Here is an 18934-nt window from a genome sequence, read left to right as displayed (position 1 = left end):
CTAATAGCGGGAAGGGAAGCGAGTATGCATAAAGTCAATATGTCATCCTTCCAGCTCTACGTGCTGCTGTTCATTACGATGAACGGAACCGGCTTGCTGACCGCTCCGGGTCTGCTGGCCCGGATGGCAGGAGCGAGCAGTTGGATGGCTCCGTTCCTTGCGATGCCGGTTGGCCTCGTCGCGATCTGGCTGGCGGTCAAGCTTAATCGCCAATTCCCGGAAGACAATCTGGTCGGCATCGCGGAGAAGGTGGCCGGTCCTGTTGCGGGCAGGGCGTTGTCCTTGCTCTATCTGTTCTATATGCTAAGCTCGACCGGATTCGTGCTCCGTCAGTTCAGCGACTTCCTGACGAACAGCTTCCTCATGCGCACTCCGGGGACGGTCGTATCGGCATGCCTTCTCTTGGTCGGCGGCTATGCTGTCAAGCAGGGGCCCGAGCTATTGGGACGCTTGGGCACGATGTTCCTGCCCATCTTCATATCGCTGTCGCTGCTTGTGTGCTTGCCTATGCTGTGGAACGCGCATATCCGTTACGCGCTTCCGCTCGGAAGCGCAGGCTGGGAGAGCGTCTTGTCCGGCGCATATGCGCTTCAGCTCTGGTTCCCGATGATGACGTTCGCCTCGTTCTACTTGCCCTATGTCGGAGACAAGCGGAAGGCGCTCGCCGGGGGGATCTGGATGGTTGTCGTCAATACGATTTGGTTCGCTTGCACGAATCTGTTCGCGTTGGTCGTTCTCGGCCCGGCCGCCTCGGGCTTTAATTACCCGATTATGACCATCGTGCGCCAGGTGCAGTTGAGCGAGTTTGTCGAACATATCGACGCGCTCGTCATGATGGGCTGGGTGCTGGCCTTCTTCGTTCGCATTGTTGTCTGCTTGTTCGGCGCCGCAGTCGGCACAGCAAGGTGGCTTGGCTTGCCGAATTATCGTCCGCTCGTGTATCCGCTGGCGTGGCTGCTGGTAATCGTTAGCCAATGGGGTCTGCGGAATACGCAATATATCCCGAACTCGACTGGTGCATTGTGCATGTTCTACCTGGCGAATGCGATCGCGCTGCCGTCCGTTCTGCTTCTTCTGTCCTTGCTGCGCAGAGTAAACGATAGAAGCGGAGAGACGACTCCGGCGGGTCCGTCTTGAAGGGAAGGTGAGAGATTGGTATCCAAGATCACGCTGTACTGGCTGCTGCTTATCGTTGCAATCGTCGTCCTTTGGCACGATTGGCGCGGCATCAAGGGGAGGAACACGGCTCTCGCCTATTCGGCGATGTATGCGATCTCCCTCGTTATCTCTTTTATTGTCGTCTATGACCGAAGATTTCCCGGTCCGGTCCTCGTACTCAACAAGCTGTTCGAACATCTGAACCGACTGCTGTTCCGATAGACATCTGCCCAGGAGGGATTACACGATATGGCCGCGGAGAATGAACAGAAGATCAGCTCCGTTCAGCTTGCTTCCATGATGTTTATGACGACGCTCGCCACGGGAATTATCTCGGCCTCGTCGATTACGTACAGCCAGGCGAGAGGGGACAGTTGGCTGACGCCGTTGCCTGCTTCGGTGACGGGTTATATCGTTGTGTGGTTGGTAACCGACCTGTACAAGAGATACCCAGGCTGCACCGTAATCGGATACAGCGAGCGCATTCTCGGACGCGTGGGGGGCAAAGCCGTTTCGCTGTTGCTCCTGCTGGAGCTGTTGCTGCTGAATGGGAACCAATTCCGTCAGTTCGGCGAGTTCCTGACACAGAGTTTCTTCGGACACACCCCAATGATCTTCCTGATCGGAACGCTGGCGGTGGCGGTCGCTTACGCGGTCGGGAAGGGAGTGGAGATCGTCGGCAGGCTGGCAGCGCTTATCTCTTGCGTTGTCGTCATTATCGTCCTCGGTCTTATGCTTCCCATCGCCGGGGACATGAGTCTGGGGCGGCTGCTGCCCTTGTTCGAGCAAGGCCCGACGCCCATGCTCAGAGGCGCGGCCGCGCTGCAGATCTGGTTCCCGACCTTTATGCTTATGTCCTACTTCCTGCCCCGCGTCGGAAATCCCGAGCAGGCGCGCCGTTGGGGCTATTACTCCGTCACCTGGACGCTTGTCGCCATCATGGGCTCGATGATCATCTCCCAAGCTGTGCTGGGGGAAGCGGTCGGCTTCTACTATTATCCGTTCATGACGCTTAGCCGGTTCGTCAGCGCCTTCGACTTCTTCGAGCATCTGGAATCGCTTGTCATGATTCTATGGGTTCTCGATCTGTTCGTTCGAAGCGTCGTCTCCGGTTATGCCTTCGCTATCTCCTATGCCGAATGGACGGGGGTGTCCGATTATCGCGTCTGTCTTCTTCCCTGCATTCTGCTGATGGTGACGATGTCGTTCTGGATCGCTCCCGACGCTGCATCCTATATGGCGAATTCGTTGAAGAACGTCGTCTTCTATTACTTTCTCGCACACTTTGTCGTTCCGGTTGTCCTGTGGCTAGTAGCCGTGCTTCGCCGTCATAAGTATAAGCAACTGACCTCCCCGCACCAGCCGCCGGTTGATTCCGGTTATGCCGAAACCTGAAGAGCCGTTCCGAAGTCAGTCGACTTGCGGAACGGCTCTTCAGGTTTAATCATTCGGCTTGAAGCTTGATGATCAGCTTGCTCGCGCCTCGCTCCGGCCGGATAACGACTCCTTGGCCGGAAGGCTCGAACGTGCCGCCCGCGACGCCGGTTACTTGCCGGATGCCGCGAAGGACAACTTGCCAGCCGACCGCAGCGCTGTCGCCGGTTGCTTCGTCGCGCACTTCGAACGCGATCTCGCCGCCGCTGTGCGAAGCGGTCGCCCGCAGCTTGTCGGCGCCGCGCAGATCGGGAATCGCGACGCTTGCATAAGCGCCGTCCTGAAGCGCGAAGACGTGGAAGGCGACGCCTTCGGCATACTCGTATTCCGGACGATCGTCCGAGGCCCCGACCGGAATGATCGAGTTCTCTCGGGCGTACAGAGGCAGGTTGAAGTAGTCGTACGTCTCGTCACGCCACACGCCGCCCGGGACGCTCTCGCCGGTCAGGAAGTGGGTCCACCGTCCTTGCGGAAGATAGTACGAGGAGCGCCCGTCTTCGTTGAAGATCGGGGCGACCAGCAGGCTGTCGCCGAGCATGTATTGGCGGTCCAAATAATCGGCTGTCCGGTCGCCGGGGAACTCGAGCACCATCGCGCGCATCATCGGCAGGCCGAGCCGGGACGCTTGCGCCGCCTGACCGAACAGATACGGCATGAGGCTTAGCTTCAGCTTCGTGAAGCGGCGCAGCACATCGACGGCTTCCTCGTCGAACAGCCACGGTACGCGATACGAGGTGCTGCCGTGCAGGCGGCTATGGCTGGACAGCAGGCCGAACGCGACCCAGCGCTTGTACAGATCGGGTGTCGCGCTCTGCTCGAAGCCGCCGATATCGTGGCTCCAGAAGCCGAAGCCGGACAAGCCGAGCGACAGTCCGCCGCGCAGGCTCTCGGCCATCGACTCGAACGTCGCCTCGCAGTCGCCGCCCCAGTGCACGGGGAACTGCTGGCCGCCCGCCGTCGCGGAACGGGCGAACAGGGCGGCTTCCCCGACGCCGAGCTTCTCTTCGAGCACCTCGAAGACGACCTTGTTGTACAGTTGCGTATAGTAGTTGTGCATCTGCTGCGGGTCCGAGCCGTCGAAGTAGACGACATCGGTCGGGATGCGTTCGCCGAAGTCCGTCTTGAACGAATCGACGCCCATGTCGACGAGGGCGCGCAGCTTGTCGCCGAACCATCGGCAGGCGTCCGGGTTCGTGAAGTCGACGATGCCCATTCCGTATTGCCACAGGTCCCATTGCCATACGCTGCCGTCCGGACGCTTCAGCAGATAGCCGCGCTCCATTCCCTCATCGAACAGCGGGGAACGCTGGGCGATGTACGGGTTGATCCAGACGCAGATTTTCAGCCCCTTCGCCTTCAAGCGCTGCAGCATGCCCTGCGGGTCCGGGAACACGCGCTCGTCCCACTCGAAGTCGCACCACTGGTATTCCTTCATCCAGAAGCAATCAAAGTGGAACACAGCCAGAGGAAGGTCGCGGTCCGCCATGCCGTCGATAAAGCTGTTGACGGTCGCCTCGTCGTAATTCGTCGTGAACGACGTTGTCAGCCAGAGACCGAACGTCCACGCCGGCGGAAGGGAGGGCTTGCCGGTCAGGCTCGTGTAGCCGCCGAGCACATCCTTCAGGGAGTCCCCGCCGATGATGTAATATTCCAATTGCTCCCCGGCGACGCTGAACTGGTTCTTCGATACTTTCTCCGAAGCGACCTCGAAGGAGACGAGCTCCGGATGGTTCACGAAGACGCCGTAGCCCCGGTTGGTTACGTAGAACGGAACGTTCTTGTAGGCTTGCTCGGAAGCCGTGCCGCCGTCCTCGTTCCAGATGTCGACGGTCTGCCCGTTCTTGACGAATGCGGAGAAGCGTTCCCCAAGCCCGTATACCGTCTCGCCGACAGCGAGGTTAAGCTGCTCGCGGAAGTGGTGCTTGCCGTCCTGTGCCCTAACGAACGCGGTCTGCCTCGATCCGCTTCCCGTCAGGATGCGTCCCGTGTGGGAGTAGGTAATGGCGACCGGATGCGCCTTCGTGATCGTAACCGTCGTGTCTCCGCTCGTCAGGCTGACGAACGTCTCATTGTTGTCGATGGCGACGGAAGCGTTCCCATGGGCCTTCAGAGCGAAGGAGTCGGGTGTGCCGCGCTTGCGGCCCTTATGATGATAGAACTTCGCGCGGATGACATCCTTCTGCGGCGAGGAGAATTCCATCGTCATCAGCGGTTCGTTGAGGGTGTTGCCGCGATGCTCAAGATGGCGATGGGCGGCGTACACGGTGATCGAATCGCCGTTTACTCTCACATCGTGAACTTCGTAAGGGCTCAATACTTCGTATCCTTCGCGGGTCATCCAATAGCCGTTGCTGAATTTCATCGGATCGGATCTTCCTTTCCCGAATAAGTGTTGTGGCAGGTCTTGATTAACATTATAATGACGACAATGCAGATTATCTTGCACTAAACCGCGATAAATTAACACAATTCTGCGATCCCGGGAGGCGGAGTCATGAATTTAAGACATCTGCGGGAGAAAAGAAGCCACGGAACGCCCGGATTCCCCGTCGGCGTCTACGAGATGCGTCAGGAGGCGGGGCAGCCGATTCTGGAGAGTCATTGGCACGAGGAGGCGGAGTTCCTGTTCGTCGAGGACGGGCGGGCGACGTTCCGGATCGGGGCGGACGAATGCGAGCTTGCAGCGGGGGACGCGGTGTACATCGACGGCGGCGAGCTGCACGGCGCCTTCCCGATCGAGGGCGGAGGCTGCGCCTACCGGGCGGTCGTGTTCGACCTGAACTGGCTTGCCGCCCCGGAGGACGGCTTCTCGGCGGCATTCCTGCAGCCGCTCGCACGCGGACGGATCTCGCTTCCGTTCCCGCTCTCGTCCCGGACCGGGTGGGGAGGCCGCGTGCTGGAGACGCTTCGGCGGATCGCCGACCTGGACGGCTCGCCCGACCCGGCCAAGGAGATGAGGGTCAAGGGGCTTCTCTACCTGGCGCTGGCGGACATCTGGTCGTCGGGGGCATGGGAGGCAAGAAGCCGCGCCGACCTGGCGGACGCGAAGACGATCGACCGGCTGAAGGGGGCGATCGCCCATATCGAGAGCCACTGCAGCCGCAGATTGCCCGTCGGCGAGCTCGCCGGCATCGCCGGGATGAGCGAGGGACACTTCAGCCGCGTGTTCAAGGAGTTCATGCGCAAGACGCCGATCGAATATATCAATCATTACCGGCTGAGGCAGGCGGCGCTGCGGCTGGAGGAGGGGCGGTTGACGGTCGGCGAGGTCGCGCTCGAATCGGGCTTCGACAACTTCAGCTACTTTAGCAAGCTGTTCCGCACCGTATACGGATGCAGCCCGTCGGCGTATCGTCGCAAGGCGAGGGATTCCTGACAATCGTAATTTTAGCGAACGTGATTTTAACAAATGTGGTTTTACTATGGCGATTTTGTGGGCGATTTTATGCGGTTTTTCACATTCGTCGGCTTGGATTGGCGGGAATCGCGGCGTTTTATGTGAATTTTCGCATACATCGAGCACTTCGGACCAAAAATTGCGGTATAAATGTGATTTATCACATAGAATCGTCCAAACGATTCGTTATCGAACTGCGCCAATGTGAATTTTCACATATATTCCTGTCGGGCATAGGGGGGGAGGGCATCGTGGCGAGATTAGGTGCAACGGACTGTCCATTAGAAAAGCCAGCCGCAATTGGGCTGGCTTGGCGCTTGCGTTTACTCCTTGCGGCTGTCGTTGCCGCCGGAGGCATTCCCGGGTGGGCGAGGCGGCCGCGGCCTCTTGGCTTGGAACCGGGCAGATACGTAGTTGTGCTTGCGGTCGCGGAAGAAAATCCATCCTCCGATGAAGCCGACGCCCAGCAGGAACAAAATAAAGCCTATGACGAACGGTGCCCAGGAGAAACGGGGCGTGAGCAGTTCGACGCTGCCGAGCTGCGCGAAGTAGTCGAATAGGGCGTCTTTCATGAGAAGGAAGCCATATGCTGCCGCAAGCCCGGGAATCACAAGCATTAGAATGGCGATCAGGCGGGATATGACGAGCTTCACGTAACGGCCCTCCTTCCATACCCTTTATCATAACGATTATTATGAATTTTGTCCATGATTCGCTATGTTCCGACCGCCAAAGAAGGTAAAATAGAATGGAAAGCAAATTAGATTTAGATAAAGAGAGAATGTAAAGAAACCGGGCTCATGTCGGCCCCTTGGACAAGACGATCGGAGGATACATAGATGCCAATTGAAGTGGATGTTGCCGTGCTGGGCGGAGGCCCCGGCGGCTATACCGCCGCGGTGCGAGCCGCGCAAGCCGGCAAAAGCGTCGTCATTATCGAGAAGGACAAGCTCGGCGGGACCTGCCTGCATCGCGGGTGCATTCCGTCGAAGGCTCTGCTCCGAAGCGCGGAAGTGATCTCCACGGTGAGGAACGCGGCTTCCTACGGAGTGACGCTCCCCGACGGGGATGTATCCGTCGCCTGGGATGGAGTCATGTCGCGCAAGGGAGCGATCGTGGAGCAACTGCATCGCGGGCTTCAGGCGTTGATGAAGCAGCATAAGATCGAGGTCGTTCGCGGCTCCGGCCGGGTTATCGGCCCTTCGATCTTCTCCCCGCGAAGCGGAGCGATCGCGGTCGAGCTTGCGGACGGAGAGTCGGAGACGATTGTTCCGCGTCACGTTATCATCGCCACGGGTTCTCGTCCACGCAAGCTGGAGGATTTGCCGTATGATGAAGCAACCGTCGTGACGAGCGACGAAGCGCTGGACTGGCCCTCCATGCCCGCTTCCGTCATTATTGTCGGAGGCGGCGTCATCGGCGTCGAATGGGCCTCTCTGCTCAGCGACTTCGGGACAAAGGTTATTCTCGTCGAGACGGCGGATCGGCTTGTCTCGCTCGAGGACAAGGATGTCTCGGCCGAGCTCGCCAAGGCGCTCTCCAGGCGCGGCGTCGAGATTCATACGGGAGTTAGGCTTAACGCGTCCACCTGCGTCGTGAAGGACGGAGAGGTGTCGGTCGAGATCGAGAAGGCGGGAGCGTCCGTGCGTCTTAGCGCCGAGAGGATGCTGGTGTCGGTCGGCCGGCAAGGCAACGTGGAGAATCAAGGCTTCGAGAATACGGATATTAAGACGGAGAGAGGCTTCGTGAAGGTGAATCCGGTCACGCTTCAGACCGGCGAGCCGCATATTTACGCGATAGGCGATTGCATCGGCGGCATTCAGCTCGCCCATGCGGCCATGCACGAGGCGGCCGTCGCCGTCGACCATCTGCTCGGGCGCTTGGGAGCGACCGAGCGCGCGGCGGATCGCGACGTTCCGCGCTGCATTTACTCGCGGCCGGAGGCGGCTTCGATCGGCTGGGCCGAAGCGGAAGCCGCGGCGCACGGCCTGCAGACGAAGACGGCGAAGCTGCCGCTGCGCGTTCTGGGCAAGGCGCTTGTCCACGGGGAGACGGAAGGCTTCGCCAAGGTCATCGCGGACAAGGACACCGGCGACCTGCTGGGCGTGCACTTGGTCGGCGTCCATGCGACCGACCTGATCGCCGAAGCGTCGCTTGCGAAGCTGCTCGACGCGGTGCCATGGGAGATTGCGAAGGCGATTCACCCTCATCCGACGCTCTCGGAGGCGCTGCAGGAAGTGATGGCGGCGCTGGACGGAGGAGCGGCGCACGGCTGAGCCAAGAGCCTGAATGCTCTTCGCCCCGAATGTCCGCATTCCCGCCCAATACTCGTCCAAACCGGGCTCGAGCCGATCGACTCGGCTTGGACGTTTCTTTTTCGCGCAGACAGGAGTATAATAAGCACTAAGCTCAAGTATTAAGACCAGGTTATAATACTACCCCATAGTAGGAGGTACCCGCCTTGACCCATACCGGTTCCGTCAAGAACGTATCCCGACACGCCGCGCTCGGCCTGTCGGATGAGAGAGCTGTCCACATGTACGAGAAGATGCAGTTGACCCGCAAGTTCGACGAACGGGCGCAACTGCTGCAGCGAGCAGGCAAGGTGAACTTCCACATCTCCGGGATTACGCAAGAGCCTTCCCAAGTTGCGATGGCATTCGCGATGAACCTTGAGAACGACTGGTTCCTTCCTTATTACCGGGACTACGGCTTCGTTCTGTCCGTCGGCATGACGGTCAAGGAATTGATGCTGTCCCTCTTCGCCAAGGCAGAAGATCCGAACAGCGCGGGCCGCCAGATGCCCGGCCACTTCGGCAGCAAACGGCTGCGCATCGTGACGGGCTCGAGTCCGGTTACGACGCAGGTGCCGCATGCGGTCGGGTTCGCCCTCGCCGCCAAGATGCGGGGAGAGCAGTCCGTCTCCCTCGTCTCCTTCGGGGAAGGGTCGAGCAACCAGGGCGACTTCCACGAAGGCTGCAACTTCGCGGGTGTGATGAAGCTGCCGGTCATCTTCGTCTGCCAGAACAACGGCTACGCCATCTCCATTCCGTTCGCGAAGCAATCGGCCGGCCGCATCGCCGACCGCGCGATCGGCTACGGCTTCCCGGGCATCCGGGTTGACGGCAACGATCCGCTTGAGGTGTACCGCGTATTCGCCGAAGCCCATAAGCGCGCTCTGGCCGGGGAAGGGCCGACCTTGATCGAGATCATGACGTATCGGGTCACGCCGCACTCCACCTCCGACAACGACTTGGCGTACCGGACGAAGGAAGAGGTCGACCACCACAAGGCGCTGGACGCAATCCCTGCGTTCCGCGCGTACTTGACGGAGCTCGGGCTCTGGTCCGACGAGAAGGAAGCGGAGCTGCAGGCGCGCATCCGCAAGGAGATCGACGAGGCGACGCAATACGGCGAGAACGCTCCGTTCCAGCCGGTGGAAGACGCCTTCCGCTACGTATATGCGGATAGCGCGCCAGAAGGGGAGGGACGTTAAGATGCCGGTTATGGAATATATCGAAGCGATCCGCACGGCGATGAAGGACGAGATGGAGCGGGACAACCGCGTGTTCGTCATGGGCGAGGACGTCGGCCTGAAGGGCGGCGTGTTCGGCACGACGAAGGGGCTTCAGCAGCAATTCGGCGAGATGCGTTCGCTGGACACCCCGCTGGCGGAATCCGCAATCGCGGGCGTCGCGATCGGCGCGGCGATGGCAGGCATGCGGCCGGTCGCCGAGATGCAGTATTCGGACTTCATGTTCCCCGCCACGAACCAGATCATCAGCGAAGCGGCGAAGATCCGCTACCGCTCCAACAACGACTGGGACTGCCCGGTCGTCATCCGCGCCCCGATCGGCGGCGGCGTGTTCGGCGGGCTGTACCACTCGCAATGCCCGGAGTCGGTGTTCTTCGGCACGCCGGGCCTGAAGATCGTCGCTCCGTCCACCGCCTACGATGCCAAGGGACTGCTGCTCTCCGCCATTCGCGATCCGGACCCGGTTCTTTTCTTCGAGAACAAGAAGTGTTACCGGCTGATCAGCGACGAGGTGCCGGAGGGCGACTATACGGTGCCGATCGGCAAGTCGAAGGTCATGCGCGAGGGCGACGACATCACCATTATCGGCTACAGCATGCCGCTGCACTTCGCGATGCAAGCCGCCGAGGAGCTGTCGCGCGAGGAGGGGATCGAAGCCCATATTCTCGACCTGCGGACGCTGCAGCCGCTTGACCGGGAAGGCATTCTCGAAGCCGTCTCGCGCACGGGCAAGGTGCTTATCGTGCACGAGGATAACAAGACGGGAGGCGTCGGTGCGGAGGTTGCGGCGATCATCTCGGAGGAGCTGCTGTACGACCTCGACGCGCCGATTCGCCGCCTGTGCGGCCCGGACGTGCCGGCGATGCCGATCAACCCGCCGGGGGAGAAGCACTTCCTGCTCAACAAGGATAAGCTGAAGGCCGCCATGCTGGAGCTGGCCCGCTTCTAAGCGGCAGGTGCGAACGGCGGGCGGCCGAGGTCGGAGGGGACGAGGCGGAGGGACGAAGGATCGAAGGGGCAAAGGGGGCGGAGGAACGGGCTATGAGGAGCCCGGCCGATTCCCGCGTGCCCCGGTGCGAATTCGCCTGCCGCCGCGAGCCGAGACGATGAATACCGTTCCGAGCTGCCCGCTTTTACGCGGATTTTGCCTCCGCCGCCCGGCAGATCCCCGCCGCCTCGCGATTGCGTTGCGGGAATAGGCGGGGAGGCGGAATAGGCTGCATTTTGTGCGAGGGGCCGCCGTTTGGCGCGATTGTGTGTCGTCCGAGGCGGTTATGGCGCGATTGTATGTGGTTTTTCGCATAAAAGTGTTCGTCCGAGGCAGTCATGTCGCGATTGTATGCGGTTTTTCACATAAAAACGGTCGTCCGAGGCGGTTATGTCGCGATTGTATGCGGTTTTTCGCATAAAAGTGGTCGTCCGGGGCGGTCATGGCGCGATTGTATGCGGTTTTTCACATAAAAACGGTCGTCCGAGGCGGTTATGTCGCGATTGTATGTGGTTTTTCGCATAAAAGTGGTCGTTCGAGGCTGTCGTGTCGCGATTGTATGTGGTTTTAGTATAGGATCGGTTTAGCGTAGATCGGATAGAAGCGTTCAGGACGGCCGGCTAAGCCGGTGCGTTCTTCCGGAAGGAGAATGGATTCGATGCCCAAGCAAGTCGCTCAGATCACCATGCCGCAATTGGCGGAATCTCTCGTCTCGGCCACGATCGATCGTTGGCTGAAGCAGGTCGGCGACGAAGTGGAGATGTACGAGCCCTTATGCGACCTTATTACCGATAAAGTGAACGCCGAATTGCCGTCGACGGCACGGGGCACCTTGGTGAAAATCCTCGTAGGAGAAGGCGAGACGGTTGATGTCGGAACCCCGGTGTGCCTGATCGAGACGGAAGCGGAGGGCGGCGGCGAGACGGCGGGGGCCGGGGCACCGGCCCCGTCCGCTTCGGCTTCCGCTCAAGGAGCGCCGTCGCCGGGTGCCGGAGACGGCGACGCCGCCGGGGGACGGGCCTCCGCGGCGCCGCTGCTGCCGGCCGCCTTCGATCCGAACGCGCCGATGCGCCATCGGTATTCGCCTGCCGTCCAGAAGCTGGCGGCCGAGCATAGCATCGACCTGAGCCGGGTCGCAGGCTCAGGCGTCGGCGGCCGCATTACGCGCAAGGACGTGCTCGAAGCCTCGCAGAGCGGCACGGCCGGCTTCGCCGCCACAATCTCCGCTCCCGCTCCCGAAGCTCCGCGGAAGGAAGAGATTAAGGCGCCGATGGACCCGCGCGTGCCCGTTCGCTCGACCGGTCTTCACCTGACCGAGGAGCCGCGTATTCCGACCATCGAGGTCGAGGGGCACGAGCTGCCCGGCCGCGGCGAATACTTCATCGATGTCACGCCGGTCCGGAACACGATCGCGACGAGAATGCGCCAGAGCGTGAGCGAGATTCCGCACGGCTGGATGATGATCGAGGTGGACGTGACGAACCTCGTTCTGCTGCGCAACAGCCTGAAGGACGAGTTCAAGAAGCGCGAAGGAATCAACCTGACGTACATGCCGTTCCTGTGCAAGGCGACGGTTAACGCGATCAAGGATTATCCGATCATGAACTCGGTATGGGCGACGGACAAGATCATCGTCAAGCGGGACATCAACCTGTCGCTTGCGGTCGGCACCGAGGACTCGGTCATTACACCGGTCATCCGCAATGCGGACCAGAAGAACATCGCGGGCCTCGCCCACGAGATCAACGATCTGGCGCGACGGACGCGCGACGGCAAGATCAAGCTGAACGACCTGCAGGGAGGGACGTTCACCGTCAACAACACGGGCGCGTTCGGCTCCATCCTGTCGCAGCCGATCATCAACTATCCGCAAGCCGCGATCATGACGTTCGAGTCGATCGTGAAGAAGCCGGTTGTCATCAACGACATGATCGGCGTGCGCTCGATGGTCAACATCTGCTTGTCGCTCGACCACCGCATTCTCGACGGGGTCATCTGCGGCCGCTTCCTGCAGCGGGTCAAGGAGAATCTCGAGAGCTACAACATGGACACGAAGGTATATTGATCGGATTGGCGGGGACCGTACCGTCGGCTGAGGCCGGAGGGACGGTCCTTGGCGCGAGAGGAGGAGGCAGACGAATGGGCAAGACGTTGGTGACGGAATACTTATCCCGAATCGATTATCAACAAGCATGGGATCTTCAGAAGGGCGTCGTCGCGGCGATTGATCAAGGAAGCATCGGCGATGCGCTGCTGCTGCTGGAGCACCCGCCTACGTACACGATCGGCACCGACAAGCACCCGGAGCATCTGCTGCTCGGGGAAGAGGAGCTGAGGCGCAGAGGGATCGGGCTGTTCCAGATCGACCGCGGAGGCGACATTACTTATCACGGTCCGGGGCAGTTGGTCGGGTATCCGATGATCTATCTGGCGGCGGACGGCTTGGACCTGCACGCTTATCTAAGGTCGCTGGAAGAAGCGATTATCGGGCTGCTGGCGGAGTACGGAATCGAAGGCGGCAGGAAGCCGGAGTATACGGGAGTATGGGTCGGGGACGAGAAAATCGCGGCGATCGGCGTCAAGTTCAACCGGGCGCGGAATAGCCGCGGGTTCGTCACGAGCCATGGCTTCGCCTTTAACGTGAAGAAGGAAGTGGAGCGCGAAGGCTTCCAAGGCATCATCCCGTGCGGAATCGCCGAATACGGCGTCACGTCGCTGGAGTCGCTGACGGGACGGACGCTTGAGGTGGAACGAATCGGGCAGCAATTGCTGCCGCACTTCGTCCGCGTGTTCGGCTACGAAGCGGCCGTCACAGCAGAGATCCGATCACGCCTAGCAGGGCAGAAGCAACAATAGCGAACAGCATCAGGTAGATGACGATTTTGAACCAGCGTTTGTTGTTCATGGATTACGATCCTTTCCCCATACGATTGGTGAGAGCGGCGGTCGCGCCGCGTCTATCCCTTATTGTAACGCATCCGGACGGAGGAGGAAAAGCGATGATTCAAAGAGACAGGCTGCTCGCCGAATTTATGGAGCTGGTGCAGATCGACAGCGAGACGAGATTCGAAGCCGAGATCAGCGCCGTGTTGGCAAAAAAGTTCGAGGAGCTCGGGCTCGAAGTGACGGAGGACGATGCGGCGCAGAAGACGGGACACGGAGCGGGCAACCTGTTCGCGTGGTTTCCGGCGACTCCGGGAATGGAGAACGTGCCGGCGCTGCTGTTCACCTCGCACATGGACACCGTCGTTCCCGGCCGGGGAATCCGGCCGCGTCTCGACGACGACGGCTATATTCGCAGCGACGGGACGACCATTCTCGGCAGCGACGACAAGGCGGGACTTGCGGCAATGCTGGAGGCGCTCCGCCAGCTTCGCGAGCAGCACCAGCCGCACGGCCCGCTCCAGTTCGTCATCACGGTCGGCGAAGAGTCCGGCCTGCTCGGCGCGCTGGCGCTGGACGCTTCCCGGCTGCGCGGGAAGCTCGGCTTCGCGCTCGATTCCAACGGTAGCGTCGGCGATATCGCGATCGCCGCTCCGACCCAGGCGAAGATCAAGATAACGGTTCGCGGCCGCTCCGCCCACGCCGGAGTCAACCCGGAGGACGGCATCAGCGCCATCGAGGTCGCCGCCAGGGCGATCGCGCGAATGCCGCTCGGGCGGATCGACCCGGAGACGACCGCGAACATCGGCCGCATCGAGGGCGGCGGCCCGACGAACGTCGTCTGCGATCTCGTCACGCTCGACGCCGAAGCGCGCAGCGTCGTGCAGGAGAAGCTGGACCGCCAGCTTGCGGCGATGAAGGAGGCGGTCGAGACGACCGCGGCCGAGCTCGGCGCCGAAGCGGAGTTCGATAGCCGAATCGCGTATCCGTCGTTCCGCTTCGCAGAGGACGACGAGGTCGTGCAGATCGCCAGAGCCGCGATTGAGAGCCTCGGCTTGACGCCGCGCCCGTTCGTCTCCGGCGGCGGCAGCGACGCCAACGTGTTCAACGGCAAAGGCGTGCCGACCGTCAACCTGGCCGTCGGCTACAAGGACATCCATACGACGAAGGAGCGCATCAAGGCCGACGATCTCGTCAAGGTCGCGGAGCTCGTTCTCGCCATCATTCGCGAGATCGTGAAGTCGAATGCGAATGAGACGATTCGATAACGACAATGTGTTATAATTGTTGATAACGATTCTCATCACATTCGGGCGAGATGGCAGGTGCAAGAAATGCGTAATCAACATATCCATCGGACGATCGCCTACATCATGGATCATCTGGAACGGCCCCTCACCCGATCGGAGCTGGCCGAGGTCGCGGGCATCAACCCGGATCATTTTACCCGCATGTTCAAGAAGTACTCGGGGCAAAGTCCCTCGGATTATATCGCGCGCCTGCGGATGGAGAAGGCCAAGTCGCTGCTCAGCGAAGCCCCCTCAACGGTCATGGAAGTCGCCAGACAGGTAGGGTTCGACGATCCGTATCACTTCAGCCGCCGCTTCAAGCAGGTGGTTGGCGTCGCTCCTACCGCCTATATGGAATCCCCTTCGATCCGCATTGCCGCACTGGACGGATACGGCCATTGCCTTGCGCTAGGGATTGTCCCGGTCGCTGCGGATTCCGGCGTTGTCGGCCAGTCGCTGCCGCGGCCGGGAGACTCCGTAGTGGATTTAGGCTCGCCCGCTCCGGGCGGGATCGACAGGGACCGCCTGGCTGCGCTGAAGCCGGATGTCATCCTGGCGATGAACCGGGAGAACAGGAGGGAGCTGGAAGCGATCGCTCCCGTTCTGGCATTGAACGTGCTCGACGACCCGATTTACGTTCAGCTCAGGCAGGTAGCCGAATATGCCGGGCGGGAGAAGGAGGCGGAGCGGTGGATCAAGGAGTACGAGGAGAACTGCCGAAGCTTAAGAGCGAAGCTGTCATTGGTCGAGGGCGACCGGGTGGCCGTTCTTCGCGTCAGGGAGCAATTGCTGCAGGTGTACGGAACGCTGAATATGGGCTATCCGTTCTACCAATCTCTCGGACTGGCTCCTCCCGAACGAATTCGGATTCAGAGCCTGTGCAACCCGCACTTCCATTCGAGCGCTATCAGCATCGAAGAGCTTGCGTATTACGAAGCCGATCATTTATTCGTGGTTACGCAGCCTGACGAAGGAGCGCGAAGCCGGTGGGAGAAGCTTGCGGAATCGTCCGTTTACCGCGAGTACGCGTCTTCTCTGGCGGGGCCGGCGCACTTCCTGCAAGTCGGCAGTTGGTTGGCTTACGATCCGCTGTCCATACGCAATCAAGCGGAAGAGGCGGCCCGCTTGCTGGCGCAAGGACCCGAACGTCGGAATCGTCCATCCTTAACGCAAGATCCGGCCATGGTGCAGTTCCCGTAACCTGGATAAACTGAATAATGATATTAATAATCATTATCGTAGTTCAGAGGGGGATACCATGAGTTCGCATCACACTTCATCCAAGACAGGCTTTATGATCGTCATGCTATTGTTGTTATCGGTATTGTCGGCGGCGTGCGGGAGCAATGAGCGGTCGGAGCCTTCCGCCGCTCAGCCTTCGCAAGCTGCGGCAGCTTCCGAGAGCTCCGCGTCCCCGGAATCGGGTCCATCTTCAGCGGCATCGGCACCGGCCAAGACGACCCGCACGGTCATCGACGATTTGAATAGGGAAGTGGAAGTTCCGCTGGAGCCGAAGCGCATCGTGGCGGGCGAATTCGCCCCCGAGCTGCTGACACTCGGAATCAAGCCGATCGCCTCCGGAGACAACGGGTTCAAGGTCGTCTATACGCTGGACCAGATGGAGGGGGTAGAGCGGATCGGGGACCCGCCGAATCCGGAGACGATCGTGCTGCTTAGTCCCGATCTGGTGGTGGCGCCGACTGTCTTCCTGGATATTTATCCCGACGAGATGGAGAAGATCGCCCAGGTCGCGCCGGTGTATTACTTGTCTTACGAGCAAGACCCCGTTTACGGCATCTACAGGAAGCTGGCGGAACTGGTCGGGCAGAGCGCGAAGGCGGACTCCTGGATCGAGGAATTCGAGAAGGAGGCGGAGCAAGCGAGGGAGACGATCAAGTCGGCCATCGGAGACGAGACGGTATCCATCGTCCGAATTGAGAAGGGCAGGCTGAGGGTCTACTTGAACCGGAACTTTGCGGGCTACATGGTGCGCAGCGCACTGAAGCTCCCGGCTCCCGAGGAGGTGGACGAGGAGCTGATTAAGACTCCGTTCGGCTCCGCTGTGCAGATCTCGTTGGAGAGTCTGCCCGAATTCGCAGGCGACCACTTGTTCGTCATCGTCAGGGAAGAGGGCGACGACAACGAGGCCTTCCGCGAGATCGAGGAGTCGGGTCTGTGGAAGAGCCTCGATGCGGTTAAGAACGGCAAGCTCCACTTCCTTGACACGGACAGCTATTATGGCTCCGATATCGTGACCATTCGCGAGACGATGAAGGAAGCGGCGGACATGCTGGCTGCTGCGCCTTCCTCCAACGGAGAGTAGGGGCGAATGAACCATACCGGGCCAAGCCTCTCGTCCGTCATTCGGGAGAGGAGGACGATTCGGGACTTTAACGGAGCTCCGATAGGGATGGACACGCTGCTGGAGATTCTTCGGGACGCATCATGGGCTCCCTTCCATAGCAGGAAGGAGCCTTGGCGGTTCATCCTCTTCACGGGAGAAGGGAGAATACGCTTCGCCGAGGCGGTCGCCTCGACCTATTCCCGTGAGATGCGGGAGCGATGGGGGGACTGGGCGAGGAAGCAGTATTGCGAGCGGATTCCGGTTCATCTCCTGATCGTTATCGAAGCGGACCCGCGTCAGAAGTATTGGGAGGATGCCTTCTCCGCCGCTTCCGCCCTCATTCAGAACATTCAATTGCTTGCTTGGGAGCGAAGCGTAGGCACCGTCTGGAAAACAAACGAATGGAATTGGGAGCCGCTCTTCCTTCAAGGAGTCGGCGTCAGGCCTCATGAGAGAATCGTCGGAACCTTGCATATGGGCTACTTCGATAAGGTTCCCAAAGCGAAGCCGCGAACGTCGGTGGAGGATCTGCTTACAATCGTGGCTGAGTAGGGGGGAGAGGCGGCGCCTCGACGGAACCGAACAAGGCCAACAATGCCAACAAGGCCACAAAGTCAACAATCGCGCATAACGACAACAACAAGCCGGAAGTCCGCTGCGAACCCGATGCAGCGGACTTCCGGCTTGTTTTTTCCGCCGAATACCCGCAAGTAAAATAATCGAGTAAAATTTACAAAAAAAATCGTTTGTTATATGATAAACAAAAGTGGGTAAAGAAGTTGGGTAAAGAAAGGGAGAACAAGGATGATCGGGTTGAAGGAAATTGCTCAAATCGCGGACGTATCGATCTCGACGGTGTCGAACGTCTTGAACGGCCGCAAAAATGTCGGTCAGCAGACGAGGGAACGCATCCTGCAAATTTGCGCGGAGCACGGGTACGACATCAGCGGCGCGGTAAAAAAACCGAAGGCTGATCATCATCATACGATTTTGTTTATTTTCAGCGATTTCGACCGCGATTTTTACTTGAAGATCATCCAGGGCATCAGCGATTGCTTGACCGAGAACGGCTTCAACCTCGTCGTCTGCACGAACAAATCGAGTGCCGAGTTCATGCGCGGCGGCTTCGCGAGAGGGGCCATCTGCCTCGACGGCAGCATGTCCGACGACTTCCTGACGAATGTCGCCGCCAAGGAGATGCCGATCGTGCTGATGGACAGGGTGCTGGAGGCCGGTCACAACAACGCCAAGAGCGTCATCGTCGACAATTATCCGGTCATGTGCGAGCTTGTGCAAGGTCTGGCGGACCGCGGAATGAAGCGCTTCGGCTTCATCGGCGGGCTCGGCTTCACGCTGGACAACAAGGAGCGGTTCGCCGCCTTCGCGGATACGCTGGCGCATAATCGCATCCCGTTCGACCAAAAATATTATTATCACGGCAACTACAGGGAGAACAGCGGCTACCAGGCGGCCAAGCTGATGCTGCTCAGCAACGATCTGCCGGAGGTCGTCGTCTGCGCCAACGACAACATGGCGATGGGCGCGATCAAGGCGTTCGAGGAGCATCGCGTGCGCGTGCCGGAGGACATCTCCGTGACCGGCTTCGACGACTCGGCGCTGGCTGCGATGGCCGGCTTGACGACGGTTGCGATTCCCCGTTACGAGAGCGGTTATCTGGCAGCCAAGAAAATGCTCGAGATGGTCGCGGGGGAGCCTGCGGGACAGGAGCCCTTCAAGCTGGGGGCTTCGATCAAGTGGCGGACGACAGTAAAGTGATTTGCGGTTATTTTACTTGTTTTTACTAGAATATTTACTATAAAATTTATGAAAACGGATACTTTTTAGTTGACAGCGTATTCAAATACGAATATATTGGGTATATGAAGTAGGAGTTAATAAAATTTAC

The 18934-nt window shown here is 59.9% G+C and carries 16 protein-coding genes; 14 read left to right on the top strand and 2 right to left on the bottom strand.

Annotated elements, in window-relative coordinates; translation table 11 throughout:
• The first annotated feature begins 24 nt into the window (after positions 1–24).
• From E6C55_RS20475 to E6C55_RS20465, 3 genes are read left to right on the top strand one after another with little or no spacing between them, the layout of a single operon-like run.
• Positions 25–1137: a GerAB/ArcD/ProY family transporter gene (locus E6C55_RS20475; RefSeq protein WP_136371685.1), complete on the top strand. Its 1113-nt coding sequence runs from the start codon at positions 25–27 to the stop codon at positions 1135–1137.
• 15 nt (positions 1138–1152) lie between these two features.
• Positions 1153–1380, top strand: a complete 228-nt coding sequence (locus E6C55_RS20470; RefSeq protein ID WP_136371684.1) for a hypothetical protein — start codon at positions 1153–1155, stop codon at positions 1378–1380.
• 27 nt (positions 1381–1407) lie between these two features.
• Positions 1408–2553, top strand: a complete 1146-nt coding sequence (locus E6C55_RS20465; RefSeq protein WP_136371683.1) for a GerAB/ArcD/ProY family transporter — start codon at positions 1408–1410, stop codon at positions 2551–2553.
• A 49-nt stretch (positions 2554–2602) separates the two neighbouring features.
• Here the strand turns inward: E6C55_RS20465 and yicI are convergent, their stop codons facing one another.
• Positions 2603–4954, bottom strand: a complete 2352-nt coding sequence (gene yicI / locus E6C55_RS20460) for an alpha-xylosidase (RefSeq protein WP_136371682.1) — start codon at positions 4952–4954, stop codon at positions 2603–2605.
• Positions 4955–5086: 132 nt separating this feature from the next.
• On the opposite strand from yicI, the gene E6C55_RS20455 reads away from it, so the two are divergent.
• Positions 5087–5968, top strand: a complete 882-nt coding sequence (locus tag E6C55_RS20455; protein WP_136371681.1) for an AraC family transcriptional regulator — start codon at positions 5087–5089, stop codon at positions 5966–5968.
• A 344-nt stretch (positions 5969–6312) separates the two neighbouring features.
• On the opposite strand, the gene E6C55_RS20450 is transcribed toward E6C55_RS20455, so the two are convergent.
• On the bottom strand, positions 6313–6642 hold the full coding sequence (locus E6C55_RS20450; RefSeq protein WP_136371680.1) for a DUF2627 domain-containing protein: 330 nt from the start codon (positions 6640–6642) through the stop codon (positions 6313–6315).
• A 186-nt stretch (positions 6643–6828) separates the two neighbouring features.
• Here E6C55_RS20450 and lpdA point away from each other — a divergent pair, with 186 nt between their 5' ends.
• From lpdA to E6C55_RS20395, 10 genes are all read left to right on the top strand, one after another.
• Positions 6829–8265, top strand: coding sequence for a dihydrolipoyl dehydrogenase (gene lpdA, locus E6C55_RS20445; protein ID WP_136371679.1), 1437 nt, complete (start codon positions 6829–6831; stop codon positions 8263–8265).
• Positions 8266–8450: 185 nt separating this feature from the next.
• Positions 8451–9485, top strand: coding sequence for a thiamine pyrophosphate-dependent dehydrogenase E1 component subunit alpha (locus E6C55_RS20440; RefSeq protein ID WP_330999642.1), 1035 nt, complete (start codon positions 8451–8453; stop codon positions 9483–9485).
• Between the two features lies 1 nt (position 9486).
• Positions 9487–10473, top strand: a complete 987-nt coding sequence (locus E6C55_RS20435; RefSeq protein WP_136371678.1) for an alpha-ketoacid dehydrogenase subunit beta — start codon at positions 9487–9489, stop codon at positions 10471–10473.
• Between the two features lie 697 nt (positions 10474–11170).
• Positions 11171–12577 carry a dihydrolipoamide acetyltransferase family protein gene (locus E6C55_RS20430; protein ID WP_136371677.1) on the top strand — a complete coding sequence of 469 codons (1407 nt, stop codon included), beginning with the start codon at positions 11171–11173 and terminating at the stop codon, positions 12575–12577.
• A 74-nt stretch (positions 12578–12651) separates the two neighbouring features.
• The gene (gene lipB, locus E6C55_RS20425) at positions 12652–13368 is read left to right on the top strand and encodes a lipoyl(octanoyl) transferase LipB (protein WP_136371676.1); all 717 of its coding nucleotides are present in this window, start codon (positions 12652–12654) and stop codon (positions 13366–13368) included.
• A 143-nt stretch (positions 13369–13511) separates the two neighbouring features.
• Complete coding sequence (locus E6C55_RS20415; RefSeq protein ID WP_136371674.1) at positions 13512–14663, top strand: M20/M25/M40 family metallo-hydrolase; 1152 nt, start codon at positions 13512–13514, stop codon at positions 14661–14663.
• A gap of 66 nt (positions 14664–14729) precedes the next feature.
• The gene (locus E6C55_RS20410) at positions 14730–15884 is read left to right on the top strand and encodes an AraC family transcriptional regulator (RefSeq protein WP_136371673.1); all 1155 of its coding nucleotides are present in this window, start codon (positions 14730–14732) and stop codon (positions 15882–15884) included.
• A 58-nt stretch (positions 15885–15942) separates the two neighbouring features.
• A complete protein-coding gene (locus E6C55_RS20405) occupies positions 15943–17007 on the top strand; it encodes an ABC transporter substrate-binding protein (protein WP_136371672.1) in 1065 nt (354 codons plus the stop codon).
• Between the two features lie 6 nt (positions 17008–17013).
• Positions 17014–17580: a nitroreductase family protein gene (locus tag E6C55_RS20400; RefSeq protein ID WP_136371671.1), complete on the top strand. Its 567-nt coding sequence runs from the start codon at positions 17014–17016 to the stop codon at positions 17578–17580.
• 252 nt (positions 17581–17832) lie between these two features.
• Positions 17833–18804, top strand: a complete 972-nt coding sequence (locus E6C55_RS20395; protein ID WP_136371670.1) for a LacI family DNA-binding transcriptional regulator — start codon at positions 17833–17835, stop codon at positions 18802–18804.
• The last annotated feature ends 130 nt before the right edge of the window (positions 18805–18934 follow it).

Source organism: Cohnella fermenti (genome assembly GCF_004801405.1).
GTDB lineage: Bacteria > Bacillota > Bacilli > Paenibacillales > Paenibacillaceae > Cohnella > Cohnella fermenti.
This window is presented reverse-complemented; position numbering and strand designations above follow the sequence as displayed.